Genomic DNA, 18,937 nt, shown 5'->3' on the forward strand with positions numbered 1-18,937 from the left:
CGCGCCCAGCCACCCACAACCCGCACCCGAGAACCCACACGAACCCCCACGCCGCCCACGGCCCAAGCCAGCGCAGCGCTACGGCACAATTTGGGCCATGGGGATAGTCGCCGGGCTGGACAGTTCGCCCGATTTCACGCGCATCGTCGTATGCGACACGGACTCAGGGGCCGTGCTCAGGCAGGGGTACGCCCCGCATCCGGTCGACGCGCCGGAGGGCTCCGGCTCCCGGCCCTCCGACGTCGATCCGCAGGCCTGGCTGCTGTCCCTCGGGGAGGCGGCCGGCGGCGGGCTGCTCGAAGGTGTGCAGGCCATCGGGGTGTCGGCGCAGCAGAACGCGGTGGTCCCGCTCGACGCGCAGGGCAACACCGTGCGTCCGGCGATGGTCGGCGGCGACAAGCGGGCGCAGGTGGCGGCGGCCGATCTGGTCGACGCGCTGGGCGGCCGGGAGGCGTGGGCGCAGGCCGTGGGGTGTGTGCCGCAGGCCGCGCAGCCGGTGACCAAGCTGCGGTGGATGGCCAAGACCGAGCCCGAGAACGCCGTACGCGCCGCCGTTCTCATGCAGGCACACGACTGGCTGGTGTGGCAGCTGCTCGGGCGGCCCGTGAGAAGGACCACAGATCGGGGCGGGGCCTCCGGGACGGGGTACTGGTCCGCGGCCACCGGCGCCTACCGCAGTGATCTCGTGGAGCTGGCGCTCGGCCATCAGGCGATGCTGCCCGAGGTGATCGGGCCGGCGGAGGCGGCTGGTACGACCCCGGAGGGGCTGCTGATCTCCGCAGGGACCGGCGAGACCATGGCGGCCGCGTTCGGGCTCGGCATCGGGCTGGGGGACGCGGTGGTGTCGCTCGGGGCGTCGGGTTCTGTCATGGCCGTGCACCCCGAGGCGCTCGTCGACAGTTCGGGGATGATCACCTCCCTGGCCGACGCGACCGGTATGCATCTCCCGGTCGTCACCACCCTCAACGCCGTACGCACCCTGCGCGGCGCCGCCGAACTCCTCGGGGTGCCCGATCTGGAGGGGCTGTCCGACCTGGCGATGAAGTCGACGCCGGGGTCGCACGGGCTCGTGCTGCTGCCGTATCTGGAGGGTGAGCGGACGCCGAGTCTGCCGCACACCGCGGGCACGCTGGCGGGGCTGCGGCGGGAGTCGATGAAGCCGGAGCATCTTGCGCGGGCCGCGTTCGAGGGCATGTTGTGCGGACTGGCGGACGCGTTGGACGTGCTGCGCGGCCGGGGCGTGGAGGTGCGGCGGGTCTTCCTGCTGGGCGCGGCGGCCGAGCTGCCCGCGGTGCAGGCGGCGGCGCCGTCGCTGTTCGGGGCGCAGGTCGTCGTACCGCAGCCGGCGGACTACGCGGCGATCGGCGCGGCCCGGCAGGCCGCCTGGGCGCTCGGTGTGTCGCAGGGCACGCTCGACCCGCGCACGCCGCCGGTCTGGCAGGGTGCGGCCGCGCAGGTGCTGGAGCCGGGCGAGGAACTGGCGGTGGGGCAGGCGGTGCGGCAGCAGTTCGTGTCGGTGCGGGAGCAGACGCATCCCGGGGCGTTCCGGTCGTAGGGAGGGCGTAGGGCCGAGGCGGCGGAACGTAAGAGACCGGTAGGAGTCGTACCCGTAAGGCCGTACGAAGCCGCACTGACGGCTTAATCGGTTGAGGTAACGCGGGTGGAGTGTTCGACGATAGGGGCCAAGGGCAACCAAACGCCCCCATCGACGATCCGCCCACTCCGAGAGAAGCAGCGTGCTCATACGACTTCTGCGGACCTACCTCAGGCCCTACCGGAAACCTCTCGCCTGGCTGGTGCTGCTGCAGTTCCTGCAGACCTGCGCCACGCTCTACCTGCCCACGCTGAACGCGGACATCATCGACCAGGGCGTCGTCAACGGCGACACCGGCTACATCCTGTCCTACGGCGCCCTGATGATCGGCATCTCGCTGGCGCAGGTCGTGTGCAACATCGGTGCCGTGTACTACGGCGCCCGGACCGCGGCGGCGCTCGGCCGGGACATGCGGGCCGCCGTCTTCGACCGGGTGCAGTCGTTCTCGGCGCGGGAGGTCGGCCACTTCGGCGCGCCCTCGCTGATCACCCGGACGACCAATGACGTCCAGCAGGTGCAGATGCTGGCGCTGATGACGTTCACGCTGATGGTGTCGGCGCCGATCATGTGCGTGGGCGGCATCGTGCTGGCCCTCGGTCTGGACGTGCCGCTGTCCGCCGTGCTGGTCGCGGTCGTGCCCGTCCTCGGCATCAGCGTGACCTTGATCGTACGGCGGCTGCGGCCGCTGTTCCGGAGCATGCAGGTGCGGCTCGACACGGTGAACCGGGTGCTGCGCGAGCAGATCAGCGGCAACCGGGTGATCCGCGCGTTCGTGCGCGACGAGTACGAGCAGCAGCGGTTCCGCAAGGCCAACGCCGACCTCACCGACATGGCGATGGGAACCGGCAGGCTGCTCGCGCTGATGTTCCCGATCGTGATGACCGTGGTGAACCTGTCGTCCATCGCGGTGGTGTGGTTCGGGGCGCACCGCATCGACAGCGGCGGGATGCAGATCGGTGATCTGACCGCGTTCCTCGCCTATCTCATGCAGATCGTGATGTCCGTGATGATGGCCACCTTCATGTTCATGATGGTGCCGCGCGCGGAGGTGTGCGCCGAGCGGATCCAGGAGGTCCTGGGCACGGAGTCGAGTGTCGTGCCGCCCGTGGCGCCCGTGCGGGAGCTGCGCCGGCACGGTCATCTGGAGATCCGGGGCGCGGGCTTCCGCTATCCGGGTGCCGAGGAGCCGGTGCTGAAGGCGATCGACCTGGTCGCGCTGCCGGGTGAGACGACGGCCGTGATCGGCTCGACGGGCAGCGGGAAGTCGACGCTGCTGGGGCTGGTCCCGCGGCTGTTCGACGCGACCGACGGGCGGGTGCTCGTGGACGGCGAGGACGTGTCGGCGATCGATCCCCGGCTGCTGGCGAAGACCGTGAGCCTCGTCCCGCAGAAGCCGTACCTGTTCGCCGGGACCGTGGCGACCAACCTTCGCTACGGCAATCCGGACGCGACGGACGAGGAGCTGTGGCACGCGCTGGAGGTCGCGCAGGCCAAGGAGTTCGTGGAGCGGCTGGAGAACGGGCTCGACTCCCCCATCGCGCAGGGCGGCACGAACGTCTCCGGCGGTCAGCGCCAGCGCCTCGCCATCGCGCGGACCCTCGTACAGCGTCCGGAGATCTATCTCTTCGACGACTCCTTCTCCGCCCTCGACTACGCCACCGACGCCGCGCTGCGGGCGGCGCTCGCGCGGGAGACCGCCGAGGCGACCGTCGTCATCGTCGCCCAGCGGGTGGCGACCATCCGGGACGCGGACCGGATCGTCGTCCTCGACGAGGGGCGGGTCGTCGGCACGGGCCGGCACCACGAGCTGATGGCGGACAACGAGACCTACCGGGAGATCGTGCTCTCCCAGCTGACGGAAGCGGAGGCTGCCTGATGGCCGGGATGGGACGGATGATGGCCGGCGGCGGCCCCGACCAGCGGTCGCTGGACTTCAAGGGGTCGGGCAAACGGCTGGTCTCCCAGTTCAGGCCCGAGCGGCTGACGATCTACGCGCTGCTGCTCTGTGTGGTCGTGAGCGTGGGCCTGTCGGTCGCCGGGCCGAAGATCCTCGGTGAGGCCACCGACCTGGTCTTCGCGGGCATCGTCGGGCGGCAGTTCGAGCCCGGGATGACCAAGGACCAGGTCCTCGCGGCGATGCGGGAGCGCGGCGACGGCCAGGTCGCCGACATGCTGCGCAGCACCGCCTTCACACCGGGCGAGGGCATCGACTTCGGCGCGGTGGGGAACGTACTGCTGTTCGCGCTCGCCGTGTTCCTCGTCGCCGGTCTGCTGATGGCGGTGGCGACGCGGCTGGTGAACCGGGCCGTGAACCGGACCATGTTCCGGATGCGCGAGGACATGCAGACGAAGCTGTCGCGGCTGCCGCTGTCGTACTTCGACAAGCGGCAGCGCGGCGAGGTGCTGTCCCGCGCCACGAACGACATCGACAACATCGGGCAGACGCTCCAGCAGTCGATGGGGCAGCTCATCAACTCGGTGCTGACCATCGTCGGTGTGCTGGCGATGATGTTCTGGGTGTCGTGGCTGCTGGCGCTGGTCGCGCTGGTGACCGTGCCGCTGTCGTTCGTGGTCGCCACCCGGGTCGGCAAGCGGTCGCAGCCGCACTTCGTGCAGCAGTGGCGCTCCACCGGCAAGCTCAACGCGCATGTCGAGGAGATGTACACCGGGCACACGCTGGTGAAGGTGTTCGGACGGCAGGAGGAGTCGGCGAAGCAGTTCGCCGAGCAGAACGAGGCGCTGTACGAGGCCGGGTTCAAGGCGCAGTTCAACAGCGGTGTGATGCAGCCGCTGATGCTGTTCGTGTCGAACATCAACTACGTCCTCGTCGCGGTCGTCGGCGGCCTGCGGGTCGCGTCGGGCTCCCTCTCCATCGGCGACGTGCAGGCCTTCATCCAGTACTCGCGGCAGTTCTCGATGCCGCTGACGCAGGTCGCGTCGATGGCGAACCTCGTGCAGTCGGGTGTCGCCTCGGCCGAGCGGATCTTCGAACTCCTGGACGCGGAGGAGCAGGAGGCCGATCCGGTACCGGGCGTGCGGCCGGAGGAGCTGCGCGGCCGGGTGGCGCTGGAGGGGGTGTCCTTCCGGTACGACCCCGAGAAGCCGCTGATCGAGGACCTGTCGCTGACGGTGGAGCCGGGGCACACGGTCGCGATCGTCGGTCCGACGGGGGCCGGCAAGACGACGCTGGTGAACCTGCTGATGCGTTTCTACGACGTCTCAGGGGGTCGTATCACGCTCGACGGCGTCGACATCTCCCGTATGTCCCGGGACGAGCTGCGGGCCGGGATCGGGATGGTGCTCCAGGACACGTGGCTGTTCGGCGGCACGATCGCGGAGAACATCGCGTACGGGGCGTCGCGGGACGTCGGCCGGGGCGAGATCGAGGAGGCGGCGCGGGCCGCCCACGCCGACCGGTTCATCCGTACGCTGCCCGACGGGTACGACACGGTGATCGACGACGAGGGGGCGGGGGTCAGCGCGGGTGAGAAGCAGCTGATCACGATCGCGCGGGCGTTCCTGTCCGATCCGGTGATCCTGGTGCTGGACGAGGCGACGTCGTCGGTCGACACCCGGACGGAGGTGTTGATCCAGAAGGCGATGGCGAAGCTGGCGCACGGGCGGACGTCGTTCGTGATCGCGCATCGGTTGTCGACGATCCGGGACGCGGACACGATTCTGGTGATGGAGAACGGTTCGATCGTGGAACAGGGTGCGCACGGGGAGCTGTTGGCGGCGGACGGGGCGTATGCGCGGTTGTACAAGGCGCAGTTCGCTCAGGCGGTGGCCGAGGTGGACTGAGGCCGCGGGTCTGTTGTGGCTGGTCGCGCAGTTCCCCGCGCCCCTTAAAAGGGGCGTGCAGGCAACGCCCTCAAGGGGCGCGGGGAACTGCGCGACCAGCCCCCACCGGGCCCGCACCCGGCGTCAGTCCAGATAACCCCTCAGCTGATCCGCAAAGGCATGGTCCCGCAGCTTGTTCAGCGTCTTGGACTCGATCTGCCGGATCCGTTCCCGCGTCACGCCGAAGATCCGGCCTATCTCCTCCAGCGTGCGCGGACGCCCGTCCGCCAGCCCGTACCGCAGCTGGACCACCTTGCGTTCGCGTTCGCCGAGGGTGGAGAGGACCGCCTCCAGGTGCTCCCTGAGCAGCAGGAACGCCGCCGACTCGACCGGCGATGTCGCGTCGCCGTCCTCGATGAGGTCGCCGAGGGCGACGTCGTCCTCCTCGCCCACGGGCGCGTGCAGCGACACCGGTTCCTGGGCGAGCCGCAGGACCTCGCTGACCCGCTCGGGCGGCAGGTCGAGGTGGGCGGCCACCTCCTCCGGCGTCGGCTCGTAGCCGCGTTCCTGGAGCATGCGGCGCTGGACGCGAACCACCCGGTTGATCAACTCGACGACGTGCACCGGCACCCGGATGGTGCGGGCCTGGTCGGCGAGGGCGCGGGACATGGCCTGGCGGATCCACCAGGTGGCGTACGTCGAGAACTTGTAGCCGCGGGCGTAGTCGAACTTCTCGACGGCCCGGATCAGGCCGAGGTTCCCCTCCTGGACGAGGTCGAGCATGGTCAGGCCGCGGCCGACGTACCGCTTCGCCACCGAGACCACCAGGCGCAGGTTCGCCTCGATCAGGCGCCGCTTGGCCATCCGGCCCATCACGACCAGCCGGTCCAGGTCGAGGGCGAGGCGGCTCTCCAGGTCGGGCGTGCTGCTCAGCTTCTCCTCGGCGAACAGGCCGGCCTCGACACGGCGGGCGAGTTCGACCTCCTCGGCCGCGGTGAGCAGCGGGATACGGCCGATCTCCCGCAGGTACTGGCGGAACAGGTCGGAGGAGGGGCCGCTGGTGTCGGCGGCTCGGGCGCGGGCCGGCACCGGTGCTTCGACCGGCTCGGCGGCACCGGCGGCATCGGCGGCCAGGGCGTCGGCGGGCGGTTCCGCCGGCTCGGGCGAGGCCTCCGGCCCCGCCTCCGGGTGGTGCGCGACACGGCTCTGCGGCGGCACCGCGACGAGAACGTCGGTCTCCGCGTCCGGCTCCGTGCCATCGGTACTGGCGTCGGTCTGGCTGCGGGTCTGGGTCTGCACGGGGGCGACCTCCAGGATGATCGCTGCCGAGGCGTACGGCAGCGCTGCTTCGAGGGCGGAGTCGGCGGCCTCGCCGCTGTCCGTCCCGTACGCGATGAGCGGAACCGCGGGGGTGTGGGACCCGTGGGGAACGGGTCGGCCGCGCTCCGAGGACTCAGGCACCGGAACCCAGTGTGGAGTACGACACATCGCCGCCACGAGGGGCGTGCGGTGACTTTTTGCGTCCGGTCCGTGACCGCCTGCTCAGAGGGCGGCCGCGCCCTGCCCCCGCAATGCCTGGTCGTACTGCTGCAACACCCACAGCTCGTTCTGCACGGCGGCAAGTTGGGCGGGGTCGCCGCCCGCGCCCAGCCGGGTCAGCTGGCTCTGGATGTCACGGACCCGGCGCTCGACGGCGCGCCGGCGCACGGTGACGAGCTGCTCGCCGGCGTAGTTCTCGTCGACCGTCCTGCGCATGATCGCCTCGACCGCGAGCTCCGTGACCATCGCGCGGACCTGGTCGTCGGGTGCGGCGTCCCGGACGCGGACCAGGTACTCCTGCGCGTCCTGGATGCCGTACTCGGCGCCGCCCGCGTCCATGATCGCCTGGCGTACGGCGGCGTAGGGCGCCGCGGTGAACTCGTCGATGCCGTACGCGTCGAACGCCGGGGAGACCAACTCGGGGCGCTGGAGGGCGAGTTTGAGGAGCTCGCGTTCGGTGGCGTAGACGGGGTTGCGCAGGGTCAGGGCGGGGCCGGAGGTGCGGGGCGCGGGGGCGGCGTCGTACGGCTGGTGTGCGTCGCGGGAGGTCGGCCCCGGGCCGCGGCCGCCCCGGTCCCTCGCCCAACGCGCCAGCTGAGCCACCCGCTTGACCACGAACTGGGTGTCCAGGATGCCGAGCATGCCCGCGAGCTGGACGGCGACCTCGTGCTGGGCTCCGCTGTTCTTGATGCGGGCGACGATCGGGGCCGCCTCGTCCAGCGCGGAGGCGCGGCCCGCCGGGGTGTCCAGGTCGTAGCGACTGACGATCTGGCGGAGCGCGAACTCGAAGAGCGGGGTGCGCGGCTCGGCCAGGTCGGCGACCGCCTCATCCCCCTTCGCCAGCCGCAGTTCGCAGGGGTCCATGCCGTCCGGCGCGATGGCGATGTATGTCTCGGCGGCGAACTTCTGGTCGTCCTCGAAGGCGCGCAGGGCCGCCTTCTGGCCCGCCGCGTCGCCGTCGAAGGTGAAGATGACGCGGGCCGAGCCGTTGTCCATCAGCAGTCGGCGCAGGATCCGGATGTGCTCGCCGCCGAAGGCCGTGCCGCAGGTCGCGATGGCCGTGGTGACGCCGGCGAGGTGGCAGGCCATGACGTCGGTGTAGCCCTCGACGACGACGGCCCGGCTGGCCTTGGCGATGTGCTGCTTCGCGAGGTCGATGCCGTACAGGACCTGGGACTTCTTGTAGATCGCCGTGTCGGGGGTGTTCAGGTACTTCGGCCCGTTGTCCGCCTCGTACAGCTTGCGGGCGCCGAAGCCGACCACGTCGCCGCCGATGTCGCGGATCGGCCACATGAGCCGGCCCCGGAAGCGGTCGATGGGGCCGCGGCGGCCCTCCTGCGCCAGGCCGGACAGGAGGATCTCCTTGTCGGTGAAGCCCTTGCCGCGCAGGAATCGGGTGAGGTGGTCCCAGCCTTGGGGGCTGTAGCCGACGCCGAAGTGCACGGCGGCGGCCTGGTCGAAGCCGCGCTCGGCGAGGAAGATCCGGCCGGTGTCGGCCTCGGGGCTGGTCGCCAGCTGCTCGGCGTACCACTCGGCGGCGATCTTGTGGGCCTCGACCAGGCGGATGCGCTCGCCGCGCTGGTGGGAGGGGTTGTACCCACCCTCCTCGTAACGCAGGGTGATGCCGGCCTGGGCGGCGAGGCGCTCGACCGCCTCGGAGAAGGTGAGGTGGTCGACCTTCATCACGAACGTGATGGTGTCGCCGCCCTCCTGGCAGCCGAAGCAGTGGAAGAGTCCCTTGCTCGGGCTGACCTGGAAGGACGGCGACTTCTCGTCATGGAAGGGGCACAGCCCCTTGAGGTTCCCGCCACCCGCGTTACGCAGCTGGAGGTACTCGGACACCACGGCGTCGATCGGGACCGCGTCCCGTACCGCCTTCACGTCCTCGTCGTTGATCCGTCCTGCCACGCGTGAATTCTACGGGGGGCCAGTGACATGTCCGCCCGAGCAGCAGACGCCTAGGCGATCAGCCCCTCCAGCGCGACGTGGGGATCCGCCAGGGCCTCCGTGTCCACCCGCGCCCCGGACCGGATCAGCCGCTGGATCGGGTCTGTGACGTCCCACACGTTCACGTTCATCCCCGCCAGCACCCGTCCGTCCTTCAGCCAGAACGCGATGAACTCCCGCTTCCCCGCGTCCCCCCGGATCACCACCTCGTCGTAGGACCCGGCGGGCGCCCATCCGCTGTACTCCATCCCCAGGTCGTACTGGTCGGAGAAGAAATACGGCACCCGGTCGTAGGTGACGCCCTGCCCGAGCATCGCCCGCGCCGCCGCCGGCCCCCCGTTCAGCGCGTTGGCCCAGTGCTCCACCCGCAGCCGGGTGTCGAAGAGGGCGTGCGGGAAGGAGGCGACGTCGCCGGCGGCATAGATGTCGGGGTCGGAGGTGCGCAGCTGTTCGTCCACGACCACGCCGCCGCCGTGCGCGCGGTCGGCGATCTCCAGCCCCGCCGCTTCCGCCAGCCCCGTACGGGGAGCGGCGCCGATCGCCGCGAGGACGTCGTGCGCGGGGTGCTCCTCGCCGTCGTCGGTGCGCGCGGCCAGCACCATGCCGTCCTGGCCGACGATCTCCGTCAGCCGCCGCCCGAAGTGGAACCGCACCCCGTGCTCGCGGTGCAGCTCGGCGAAGAGACCGCCCAGCTCGGGGCCCAGCACTCCGTGCAGCGGGGTCGGGTTGTGCTCGATGACGGTGACCTCGGCGCCGTACTCCCGGGCCGCCGCCGCGACCTCCAGGCCGATCCAGCCTGCGCCGGCGATCACGATGTGCCCGTTGTCCCGGCCGAGGGAGGCGAGGACGCCCTTGAGGCGCTCGGCGTGCGCGAGGCGGCGCAGGTGGTGGACGCCGGCCAGGTCGGTGCCCGGGATGTCCAGGCGGCGCGGCTCGGCGCCCGTGGCCAGCAGGAGCTTGTCGTAGTGGACGACGGTGCCGTCCTCGCCGAAGCGCACCGTCTTCGCCGTACGGTCGATCGCGTCGACGGTCTGGCCGAGGTGCAGCTCGATGTCGTTGCGCGCGTACCAGGCGGGTTCGTGCACGAAGACGCTGTCGCGCTCCTCCTTGCCGAGGAGGTAGCCCTTGGACAGCGGCGGTCGTTCGTACGGGTGGTCGCGCTCGTCGCAGATCAGTATCACCCGCCCGGTGAAGCCCTCCGCGCGAAGGGTCTCGGCCGCCTTCGCGCCGGCGAGTCCTCCTCCGACGATGACGAATGTCTGATCCGCGTCGACCACTTGATGCCTCCTCGTCAGGTGCCGCCACATGAGCGTCCCGCACGCAGCGTGATGCGGGAAGAGGGGGTGACCCGATCAGGCCACGCAGGGTCACTTTCGAGTGCCCGTTCGCCTCTTGGGCCTCACCCGTCCCGCGCGGGTGAGCGCCCGCGCCTCACGCTGCGCGCGTGAGCCGCGCGTGCAGGGAGCGTGCCGACGCGTCCGTCAGGGAAGCGATCTGGTCGACGATCACGCGCTTGCGGGCACGGTCGTCGGCCGCCGTGTCGAACAGGGCCCGGAACTGCGGGTCCAGCCCCTCGGGCGCGCGGGCGGTGAGCGCTTCGGCGAGTTCGGCCACGACGATCCGCTGGTCGGCGCGGAGCCGCTCCTGCTCGGCGCGCTGCATGACGTACCGGTCGGCGACGGCCTTGAGGACCGCGCACTCCAGGCGGGTCTCGTGGGGTACGACGAGTTCGGCGCCGTAGCGGGAGAGCCGTCCGTCGCCGTACGCCGCGCGCGTGGCGCTCTCGGCGGCCAGGCAGAAACGGCCGATGAGCTGGCTGGTGGCGTCCTTGAGGCGGGCCTGGGCGACGGCCGAACCGTCGTAGCCGTGCGGCCACCACGGTTCTTCCTGGAGTCGGTCGAGGGCGGCGGACAGGTCCGCCGGGTCGGTGTCCTCGGGGACGTACCGGCCGATGGCGACCTGGAAGACCGCCTGGCGTTCCGGCTCGGCGTGCAGGCAGTTGGGGTCGATGTGGCCGGCGTGCAGGCCGTCCTCGACGTCGTGCACGGAGTACGCCACGTCGTCGGACCAGTCCATGACCTGGGCCTCGAAGGTGGTGCGGGTGCCGGGGGCGTCCTTGCGGACCCAGTCGAAGACGGGGCGGTCGTCCTCGTAGACGCCGAACTTCGGGGAGTTCGGGGCGGTGGGGTGGGCGCCGCGTGGCCAGGGGTACTTGGTGGCGGCGTCGAGGGTGGCGCGGGTGAGGTTGAGGCCGACGGAGCCCTCCGGGGTGAACCGTTTGGGTTCGATGCGGGTGAGGAGTCTCAGGGACTGGGCGTTGCCCTCGAAGCCGCCGCAGTCCTCGGCGAATTCGTTCAGGGCGACTTCGCCGTTGTGGCCGAAGGGGGGGTGGCCGAGGTCGTGGGAGAGGCAGGCGGCCTCCACCAGGTCGGGGTCGCAGCCGAGGGCTGCGCCGAGCTCTCGGCCGACCTGGGCGCACTCCAGGGAGTGGGTGAGGCGGGTGCGGGGGCTGGGGTCCCAGGCGTGGCTGTGGGTTCCTGGGGTGACGACTTGGGTCTTGCCTGCGAGGCGGCGGAGGGCTGCGCTGTGCAGTACGCGGGCGCGGTCGCGTTGGAAGGCCGTGCGGCCTGGGCGTTTGTCGGGTTCGGGGGCCCAGCGTTCGACTGCCGACTCGTCGTAGTACATGCACCGACAGTACGGGCAGACACTGACAAACGGAGGGCTGTGTTGCGCCTAGTCGTCTGCCGGGTGTTGTTCGTTTGCGGGTGCGGGTTGTGTGTGGCTGGTCGCGCCCACGCGGCGGAGCCGCACATCGAAACAGCCCCGCGCCCCTGAGGGACGTCTCCATCCCCGGCGGATTAAGCCGACGCCAGTTCCTGTGCTGTCGTGACCCGCGTGTTCAGCATCTGGTCGTAGCGGTGGAGGAGGAGGCGGGCCATCGCGGGGTGGGTGCCCAGGGGGGCCGAGGCTATCCAGGGGGCCGCTTCCGCGGACTCCGTCGCGAAGCGGCCCGGGGCCGTGAAGTAGGAGGCGATGGCGACCCGCGTACGGCCTCGGGCCGACAACGACTTCAGGGCGTCCTCCACCGTCGGGGCCGCCGTCGTCGCGTAGGCCGGGATGACCGGGACGCCGAGGCGGTTGGCGAGGAGGTGGGCCGTGTGGGCGGTGTCGAGTTTCGACTCGGGGTCGCGGGAGCCGGCGGCGGCCAGGACCACGGCGGTCCTGCGGCGGGTGGGCTCGTCCATGCGGGTGCGCCAGCCGGCCTCCACCAGGCGGGCGTACAGGGCCTCGACCAGGAGGGGGTGCGGGCCGAGGGCGCCGGCCACGCGTGCGCGTACCCGGGATTCGGCGGCCATCTCGGGGATGTCGCGCTTGATGTGGTAGCCGCGGCTCAGCAGGAGCGGGACGAGGATCGCCTCCTGGTCGCCGAGGGAGGCCAGGGTGTCCGGGAGCAGGGGCTCGTTCAGCTCGATGTGGCCGAGGTGGACCGGCAGGCCGGGGCGCTGGGCGCGGACCTTGTCGAGGAGGGCGCGTACGGTGCTCAGGGCGCGCGGGTCGCGGCTGCCGTGGGCCACGACGACGAGCGCGGGCGCGTCGGGGCGCCGCCTGCCGTCGAGCGAGACGAGGCTGAGCTGGCTGGCGAGCTGGCTGCTGATCCGGTTCATGAGGTGCGCCGTACTGTCGAGGTGGGCGGTCGTGGACTCGTCGTGAAGAGGGTTCGACGCCGTCATGAACCGATGGTGGCGGCGGGACGTTGCCTTCCCGTTTCGCGGGAATGACGGGTTCTTACACCGGGTTCACGATGCGGGACGGGCACCGTGTGAGGGTACGTGACCTGCGGATTCGGCGAACGTAGTGAAGCTGATCACGTCACGGGCGGTGAACCGCGGGGGCCGGTGGGACGTCCCTGACTGTCGAGAACGGGCCGTGAGCCGACCGGGGGAGGGACCATTCCGATGCGCCGACCGAAGCTGCCTCGACCACGTCTGCCGCGCACGCGCACGGGGCAGCGGCGGCTGGTGCAGGCCGTGATGGCCGGGTGTGTGCTGGGGCTGCTTCCGGCCACCTGGATGTACCTCGTGACCGGTGACCGGCTGCGGACCGCGGCGGACGTGCCGCGCACCGACGTCGCCGTCGTCTTCGGGGCCGGTCTGTGGGCCGGTGAGCCGTCGCCGTATCTCGCCCATCGGCTCGACGCGGCGGCGAAGTTGTACCGCGAGGGCCGGATCAAGGTCGTCCTGGTCACCGGCGACAACAGCCGCAAGGACTATGACGAGCCCGACGCCATGCGTACGTATCTGACCCGGCACGGTGTGCCCGACTCGCGGATCGTCAGCGACTACGCCGGCTTCGACACCTGGGACTCCTGTGTCCGCGCCAAGAAGATCTTCGGCGTCGACGAGGCGGTGCTGATCAGCCAGGGCTTCCACATCCGGCGGGCGGTCGCGCTGTGCCAGGAGGCGGGGGTGGCGTCGTACGGCGTCGGGGTCGACGCCAAGCACGACGCCACCTGGTACTACGGCGGGGCGCGGGAGATCTTCGCGGCCGGGAAGGCGGCCCTGGACGCCGTCTTCGAGCCCGGCCCCCGGTTCCTCGGGCCGCGGGAGACCGGGGTGGCGAACGCGTTGGCGGCGGAGCGGTAGAGGCGCCCGGCGGGAGCGGCGTATGCCTCGTGCGCGCGTTTTGTCGCGCGCACGCCAGCCAACCGCGTGAAGAACCCGGCGGACGCGTTCCGTAATCAGGCGGCCACTCATAGCGTCCATGGGTGTGCGGCGGCGGATCCGGCCGACCGCCGCGACCTGGGGGAAAGGACAACTGATGACTCGTCTTCGGTCCGTACTCGCCGTGGCCGCCGCGGCCATACTGATCAGCGCGGGCACCGCCGCCGGAACCGCCACCGCCGCCGACGACGCGCAGGCGAGGGAGCCGGGCTGCGCCCATGTCGTCGGCCAGGGCTACGGCTGGGCGGACATCTGGAACGAGTGCGATTACACGATCCGCGCGACCGTCGAGGTCGACGGTTTCGATCCGCCGTGCATCCAGATCGGTCCGGGTGCGGTCGGCAGGATCGGTCTGGAGCCGGGCGACGAGCCGTACTACGCCTACGAGTGCTGACTCGGAGGCGCAGCGGCCGAATCGGACGTACGGGTGCTGACCCAGGGGGCCCTCTGACCAGGGGCCGTCCCTGATCGGGCGGGAGTGGGGCCGTTGCCCTGCTCCCGCCCTCGGCATTCCGGCGACTCGGTCTCCGGTTCAGCGGCCGGTGAAACGCGGTGGGCGTGCTCGGCGGTCGGCGTACCGGTCGAGTTCGCCGTACGTGATCGTCGCGCCCCGGTGTTCGGCGGCGCGATGGAGGAGCGGCATGGTCGGAGAACCTCCTGACGGGCTGTTTCGAGATGCGGTATTTCGAACGCCGTGCGGAGATAAGGACGCCAGAGGGCAACGCCCCTCTTTTAGGGGCGCGGGGAACTGCGCGACAAGCCACGACGGCGCCGCAGACGAACGACTGCAGAACCCAGCGGCGACTACAAGCGGAGCTCACTGCGGCCGGACGGCGACGGGGAGGTCACCGTCCCGGCCGCGTAACAGGGAGCCGCCGTGCGCGTAACACGCCGGAAGCACGCTGAACGGTATGCCGAACTCCGTGACGCCCACGCACTGCCCGTACTGCGCCCTGCAGTGCGGTATGAACCTCACGCCCTCGCAGGACGGGGGTGTCACGGTGGTCGAGCGCCCGGACTTCCCGGTGAACAAGGGAGCGCTGTGCGGCAAGGGCCGTACGGCACCCGCGGTGCTGGCGTCGGGCGTCCGGCTGAGCTCGCCGCTGGTGCGCTCGGGTGGCACGCTCGTGCCCGCCACCTGGGAAGAGGCGCTGGACCGGGTCGCCGAGGGCCTCACACGCACGCGTACGGAACATGGCCCGGACGCGTGCGGGGTCTTCGGCGGGGGCGGTCTGACGAACGAGAAGGCGTACAGCCTCGGCAAGTTCGCGAGGATCGTGCTCGGCACCTCGCAGATCGACTACAACGGCCGCTTCTGCATGTCGTCGGCCGCCGCGGCCGGGATGAAGGCGTTCGGGCTCGACCGGGGGCTGCCGTTCCCGCTGGAGGACATCCCGAGGACGGGCTGTGTGATCCTCGTCGGCTCGAACCTGGCGGAGACGATGCCGCCGTCGCTCCGCTTCTTCAACGAGCTGAAGGAGAACGGCGGCACGCTGATCGTCATCGACCCGCGCCGCACGAAGACCGCCGAGCAGGCCGACCTGCACCTGATGCCGAGGCCCGGCACCGACCTCGCGCTGGCCCTCGGGCTGCTGCACCTGGTCGTCGCCGAGGGCCGGGTGGACGAGGAGTACGTCCGGGAGCGCACGGCCGGCTGGGAGGACGCGCGGGCCGCGGCGATGGCGCACTGGCCGGAGTACGTGGAGCGGATCACGGGGGTGTCCGTTCCCCAGCTCCGGGAGACCGTACGGCTGTTCTGCGAGCCGGAGCACGCGATGGTGCTCACCGCGCGCGGACCCGAGCAGCAGGCCAAGGGCACGGACACCGTGGGCGCGTGGATCAACCTGTGCCTGGCGACGGGCCGGGCGGGCCGCCCGCTGTCCGGCTACGGCTGCCTCACCGGGCAGGGCAACGGACAGGGCGGGCGCGAGCACGGCCAGAAGGCCGACCAGCTGCCCGGCTACCGCAAGCTGGACGACCCGGAGGCGCGGCGGCACGTCGCCGAGGTGTGGGGCGTGGACCCGGACAGCCTGCCGGGCCCCGGGCGCAGTGCGTACGAGCTGCTGGACGCACTCGGCACGGACATCAGGTCGCTGCTGCTGATGGGCTCCAACCCGGTGGTGTCGGCGCCGCGGGCCGCGCACATCGAGGAGCGCATCAAGTCCCTGGACTTCCTCGCGGTGTGCGACGTGGTGCTGTCGGAGACGGCGGCCCTCGCCGACGTCGTCCTGCCGGTCACCCAGTGGGCGGAGGAGACGGGCACGACGACCAACCTGGAGGGCCGGGTGCTGCTGCGGCGGCGCGCGATCACCCCGCCGGACGGTGTCCGCAGCGACCTGGAGGTCATGCACGAGCTCGCCGCGCGGCTGGGCGGGGAACGGGCCCTGGAGAAGGGCTTCCCGACCGACCCCGAGGAGGTCTTCGAGGAGCTGCGGCGGGCGAGCGCGGGCGGGGCCGCGGACTACTCGGGGATCACGTATCACCGGCTGGCGGAGGAGAACGGGGTGTTCTGGCCGTGTCCGGCGGTGCCGGGTACGGGGAACGCCGCGGGCGGTGAGGATGACTCGCCGGCCGCCGGGACCGACCGTCCGGCGCACCCCGGCACCCCCCGCCTCTTCCTCGACCGCTTCGCCACCCCGGACGGCCGGGCCCGCTTCGCCCCCGTCTCGTACCGGGCCATCGCCGAGGAACCCGACGACGAGTACCCGGTCCTCCTGACGACGGGGCGCGTCGTGGCGCAGTACCAGTCAGGTGCCCAGACCCGCCGCGTCGACGAGCTGAACGCCGCCGCGCCGGGCCCGTTCGTGGAGCTGCACCCGCGGCTGGCGGCGCGGCTCGGGGCGGCCGAGGGCGACCCGGTGGCCGTGGTGTCGCGCCGGGGCCGGGCGGTGGCACCGGCCCGCATCACGACCGGCATCCGCCCGGACACCGTCTTCATGCCGTTCCACTGGCCGGGCGAGGGCCGCGCCAACACCCTCACCAACCCGGCGCTGGACCCGACGTCGCGGATGCCGGAGTTCAAAGCGTGTGCGGTGCGCGTGGAGGCCGTGAAGTCGTAGCCCAGTCGCCGCCGGCGATGAGCCTGCCGTCGGCGCGCAGCCGTGCGGCGACGGACGGGGCGGCGACATACACCCAGGCCTGTACGGCCGTTCCGTCCGAGGCGCGCAGCACCTCGCGGGCGACGCGTTCGTAGAGGTTGCGCGGGTCGCCGGGGGCGAACTCCTCCAGGCGGTCGAGGGCGGCCAGGAGCGCCGGGTACTCCTCGGCGCGGGCGGTGACGAGCTCGCCGTGGACGGTGCCCCTGTCGCCGCGTTCCTCGACGGCGTACGGGTAGCCCGGGCCGTCGTACAGCACCGCTCCCACCAGTCGCGCGGGCTCCTCGGTGAGGGTGCGGCCGCGCAGGAAGTGGTCGTGGTTGGGCTCTCCGGGGCGCAGGGTGCCGTAGACGAAGAACGGGAGTCGGGGAGAGAGGGTCACGGAAACGATTCTCTCCCCTCACACACCTCCACGTATCCACCCTGGTCACGGCATGTGCACGCCCCCTTGAATCTTGGTCATCCTCTGCGCCGCCCCAGTTCAAGGAGACCGATGAGCCGAATACGGCCGCACATCCGAGGTTCCCGACTCGCCACGGCGGGCATCGTCGCCGCCTCCGCCACCCTGTTGGCCACCGCACTCTCCCCCACGGCCGGCGCGGACGAGAGTCCGACGAGGGCCACCGCGATCAGGAACGCGGCGGCTGCCCTCAAGGACCGGGCGGGGAGTCTGGGGCTGACGGCCGCTCAGGGCACCAGCGTGCGGGACGTGATCGTGGACACGGACGGCACTCAGCACGTCCGTTACGACCGCACGTACCGCCAACTTCCCGTCCTCGGCGGTGACTTCGTCGTCCACCTCGCGAAGGACGGCACGTACCGCGACGCCTCCCGCGCCACCCGGAACGCGATCTCCCTGTCGAGCGTGACGCCGAAGGTCTCCGCGCCGAAGGCGGCCGACCTCGCGGCGGCCGTGCTGCGGGCCGCGAACGTGGGCGAGACGCTGAAGCGGCTGACGTCCAGGCCCGAGCTGGTCGTCGACGCCCTGCACGGCGCCCCGAAGCTGGCCTGGCGGACCGACGCCGTCGCCCAGGACTCGGCCGGCAACCCGGTCGCCCGCACCACGCTGACCGACGCCCGCACCGGCACGAAGATCGACGCGTGGGACAGCGTCGAGCATGCGGCGGGCGACGGGAAGTCGCTGTACGGGGGCACGGTCCCGTTGGAGACGACGGCGTCCGGATCGACGTACCAGCTGAAGGACGCGACGCGCGGCGGCACGTACACCGGCGACGCGGCGAACAGGACGGACCTGTGCATCCTCGCCATCTGCCTCAACCGCGCCCCGGCGACGGTGTTCACGGACACCGACAACCACTGGGGCACGGGCGCGGCGACCGACCGCTCCACGGCCGCGGTGGACGCGCAGTACGGCACGGACATGACGTGGGACTACTACGAGGACGTCCACGGCCGTAAGGGCATCGCGGGTGACGGCAAGGGGTCGTTCAACCGGGTGCACTACGGCAACGACTACAACAACGCCTTCTGGGACGACAGTTGCTTCTGCATGACCTACGGCGACGGTGACGGCACCCAGCTCGGTCCGCTGGTGTCGCTGGACGTCGCCGGGCACGAGATGACGCACGGCGTGACGTCGAAGACGGCCGCGCTGACGTACTCGGGCGAGTCCGGCGGGCTGAACGAGGCCACGTCGGATGTCTTCGGCACGCTGGTGGAGTTCCACGCGGGCAACTCCGCCGATCCCGGGGACTATCTGATCGGCGAGAAGGTCGTGCGGTCCGGGTTCCCGCGGAGCGCTCTGCGGTACATGGACAAGCCGTCGAAGGACGGGGTGTCGGTCGACTGCTGGAGTGCGGGGACGAAGGATCTCGACGTGCACTACTCGTCGGGGGTCGGGAATCACTTCGCGTATCTGCTGGCCGAGGGCAGCGGGGCGCGGACGGTGAACGGGGTGAGGTACGACTCGCCTACCTGTGACGGGTCTTCGGTGACGGGGATCGGGCGGGACAAGTTGGGGCGGATCTGGTATCGGGCGCTGACTGTGTACATGACGTCCTCGACGAACTATGCGGGGGCGCGGGCCTCGATGCTGAGTGCGGCGAAGGATCTGTATGGGGCTGGGAGTGTGGAGTACGGGGCTGTGGGGGCTGCGTGGAAGGCGGTGAATGTGGGCTGAGGGGGGCTTGGCGCCGTGGGGGTGCGGGGTGTGTGGCCGGGTGCGGGTACGTCGTGGCTGGTCGCGCCCACGCGGCGGAGCCGCAAATCGTCACAGCCCCGCGCCCCTTTTGGGTTGGCTG

13 protein-coding genes are annotated in these 18,937 nt (G+C 71.2%); 7 read left to right on the top strand and 6 right to left on the bottom strand.

Features of this window, described 5'->3' with window-relative positions; genetic code table 11:
- The first annotated feature begins 97 nt into the window (after positions 1-97).
- The 3 genes from AQJ67_RS41720 (at position 98) to AQJ67_RS41730 (ending at position 5,395) form a co-directional block, all read left to right on the top strand.
- Entirely contained in the window at positions 98-1,555 is a 1,458-nt protein-coding gene (locus AQJ67_RS41720) for a xylulokinase (protein ID WP_079056517.1), read from the top strand.
- A 181-nt stretch (positions 1,556-1,736) separates the two neighbouring features.
- On the top strand, positions 1,737-3,470 hold the full coding sequence (locus AQJ67_RS41725; protein WP_062724925.1) for an ABC transporter ATP-binding protein: 1,734 nt from the start codon (positions 1,737-1,739) through the stop codon (positions 3,468-3,470).
- On the top strand, positions 3,470-5,395 hold the full coding sequence (locus AQJ67_RS41730; protein ID WP_062724927.1) for an ABC transporter ATP-binding protein: 1,926 nt from the start codon (positions 3,470-3,472) through the stop codon (positions 5,393-5,395). Before AQJ67_RS41725 ends, AQJ67_RS41730 begins: the two co-directional genes overlap by 1 nt.
- Positions 5,396-5,518: 123 nt before the next feature.
- Here the strand turns inward: AQJ67_RS41730 and AQJ67_RS41735 are convergent, their stop codons facing one another.
- The 5 genes from AQJ67_RS41735 to AQJ67_RS41755 form a co-directional block, all read right to left on the bottom strand.
- Positions 5,519-6,835, bottom strand: a complete 1,317-nt coding sequence (locus AQJ67_RS41735; protein ID WP_062724929.1) for an RNA polymerase sigma factor — start codon at positions 6,833-6,835, stop codon at positions 5,519-5,521.
- Between the two features lie 81 nt (positions 6,836-6,916).
- Entirely contained in the window at positions 6,917-8,821 is a 1,905-nt protein-coding gene (gene dnaG, locus AQJ67_RS41740) for a DNA primase (RefSeq protein ID WP_062724931.1), read from the bottom strand.
- Between the two features lie 50 nt (positions 8,822-8,871).
- A complete protein-coding gene (locus AQJ67_RS41745; RefSeq protein WP_062724934.1) occupies positions 8,872-10,137 on the bottom strand; it encodes an NAD(P)/FAD-dependent oxidoreductase in 1,266 nt (421 codons plus the stop codon).
- Positions 10,138-10,291: 154 nt separating this feature from the next.
- Positions 10,292-11,545 carry a deoxyguanosinetriphosphate triphosphohydrolase gene (locus AQJ67_RS41750; RefSeq protein ID WP_062724936.1) on the bottom strand — a complete coding sequence of 418 codons (1,254 nt, stop codon included), beginning with the start codon at positions 11,543-11,545 and terminating at the stop codon, positions 10,292-10,294.
- A gap of 173 nt (positions 11,546-11,718) precedes the next feature.
- Positions 11,719-12,591, bottom strand: a complete 873-nt coding sequence (locus tag AQJ67_RS41755; protein ID WP_062724938.1) for a sirohydrochlorin chelatase — start codon at positions 12,589-12,591, stop codon at positions 11,719-11,721.
- Positions 12,592-12,816: 225 nt separating this feature from the next.
- Between AQJ67_RS41755 and AQJ67_RS41760 the strand changes: the two genes are divergently transcribed.
- The 3 genes from AQJ67_RS41760 to AQJ67_RS41770 all read left to right on the top strand — a co-directional run bounded on the left by AQJ67_RS41760 (position 12,817) and on the right by AQJ67_RS41770 (position 16,640).
- A complete protein-coding gene (locus AQJ67_RS41760; protein ID WP_062724940.1) occupies positions 12,817-13,503 on the top strand; it encodes a SanA/YdcF family protein in 687 nt (228 codons plus the stop codon).
- Positions 13,504-13,678: 175 nt separating this feature from the next.
- Positions 13,679-13,975 (top strand): hypothetical protein, encoded by a 297-nt coding sequence (locus tag AQJ67_RS41765; RefSeq protein WP_159058931.1) that lies wholly within the window; start codon positions 13,679-13,681, stop codon positions 13,973-13,975.
- A 517-nt stretch (positions 13,976-14,492) separates the two neighbouring features.
- The gene (locus AQJ67_RS41770; RefSeq protein WP_062724944.1) at positions 14,493-16,640 is read left to right on the top strand and encodes a molybdopterin oxidoreductase family protein; all 2,148 of its coding nucleotides are present in this window, start codon (positions 14,493-14,495) and stop codon (positions 16,638-16,640) included.
- Here the strand turns inward: AQJ67_RS41770 and AQJ67_RS41775 are convergent.
- Positions 16,600-17,058: a gamma-glutamylcyclotransferase family protein gene (locus AQJ67_RS41775; protein WP_062724946.1), complete on the bottom strand. Its 459-nt coding sequence runs from the start codon at positions 17,056-17,058 to the stop codon at positions 16,600-16,602. The two genes, AQJ67_RS41770 and AQJ67_RS41775, sit on opposite strands and share 41 nt — an antisense overlap.
- A gap of 111 nt (positions 17,059-17,169) precedes the next feature.
- Here AQJ67_RS41775 and AQJ67_RS41780 point away from each other — a divergent pair, with 111 nt between their 5' ends.
- Positions 17,170-18,816 carry a M4 family metallopeptidase gene (locus tag AQJ67_RS41780; RefSeq protein WP_062724948.1) on the top strand — a complete coding sequence of 549 codons (1,647 nt, stop codon included), beginning with the start codon at positions 17,170-17,172 and terminating at the stop codon, positions 18,814-18,816.
- The last annotated feature ends 121 nt before the right edge of the window (positions 18,817-18,937 follow it).

This window comes from Streptomyces caeruleatus (genome assembly GCF_001514235.1).
GTDB classification, from domain to species: domain Bacteria; phylum Actinomycetota; class Actinomycetes; order Streptomycetales; family Streptomycetaceae; genus Streptomyces; species Streptomyces caeruleatus.

Excerpts from the sequence above, each read along its gene's own strand:
- AQJ67_RS41765 (WP_159058931.1), top strand. The coding sequence starts at position 13,679 with ATGACTCGTCTTCGGTCCGTACTCGCCGTGGCCGCCGCGGCCATACTG.
- AQJ67_RS41770 (WP_062724944.1), top strand. The coding sequence starts at position 14,493 with ATGCCGAACTCCGTGACGCCCACGCACTGCCCGTACTGCGCCCTGCAG.
- AQJ67_RS41750 (WP_062724936.1), bottom strand. The coding sequence starts at position 11,545 with ATGTACTACGACGAGTCGGCAGTCGAACGCTGGGCCCCCGAACCCGAC.
- AQJ67_RS41755 (WP_062724938.1), bottom strand. The coding sequence starts at position 12,591 with ATGACGGCGTCGAACCCTCTTCACGACGAGTCCACGACCGCCCACCTC.
- AQJ67_RS41780 (WP_062724948.1), top strand. The coding sequence starts at position 17,170 with ATGAGCCGAATACGGCCGCACATCCGAGGTTCCCGACTCGCCACGGCG.
- AQJ67_RS41730 (WP_062724927.1), top strand. The coding sequence starts at position 3,470 with ATGGCCGGGATGGGACGGATGATGGCCGGCGGCGGCCCCGACCAGCGG.
- AQJ67_RS41720 (WP_079056517.1), top strand. The coding sequence starts at position 98 with ATGGGGATAGTCGCCGGGCTGGACAGTTCGCCCGATTTCACGCGCATC.
- AQJ67_RS41760 (WP_062724940.1), top strand. The coding sequence starts at position 12,817 with ATGCGCCGACCGAAGCTGCCTCGACCACGTCTGCCGCGCACGCGCACG.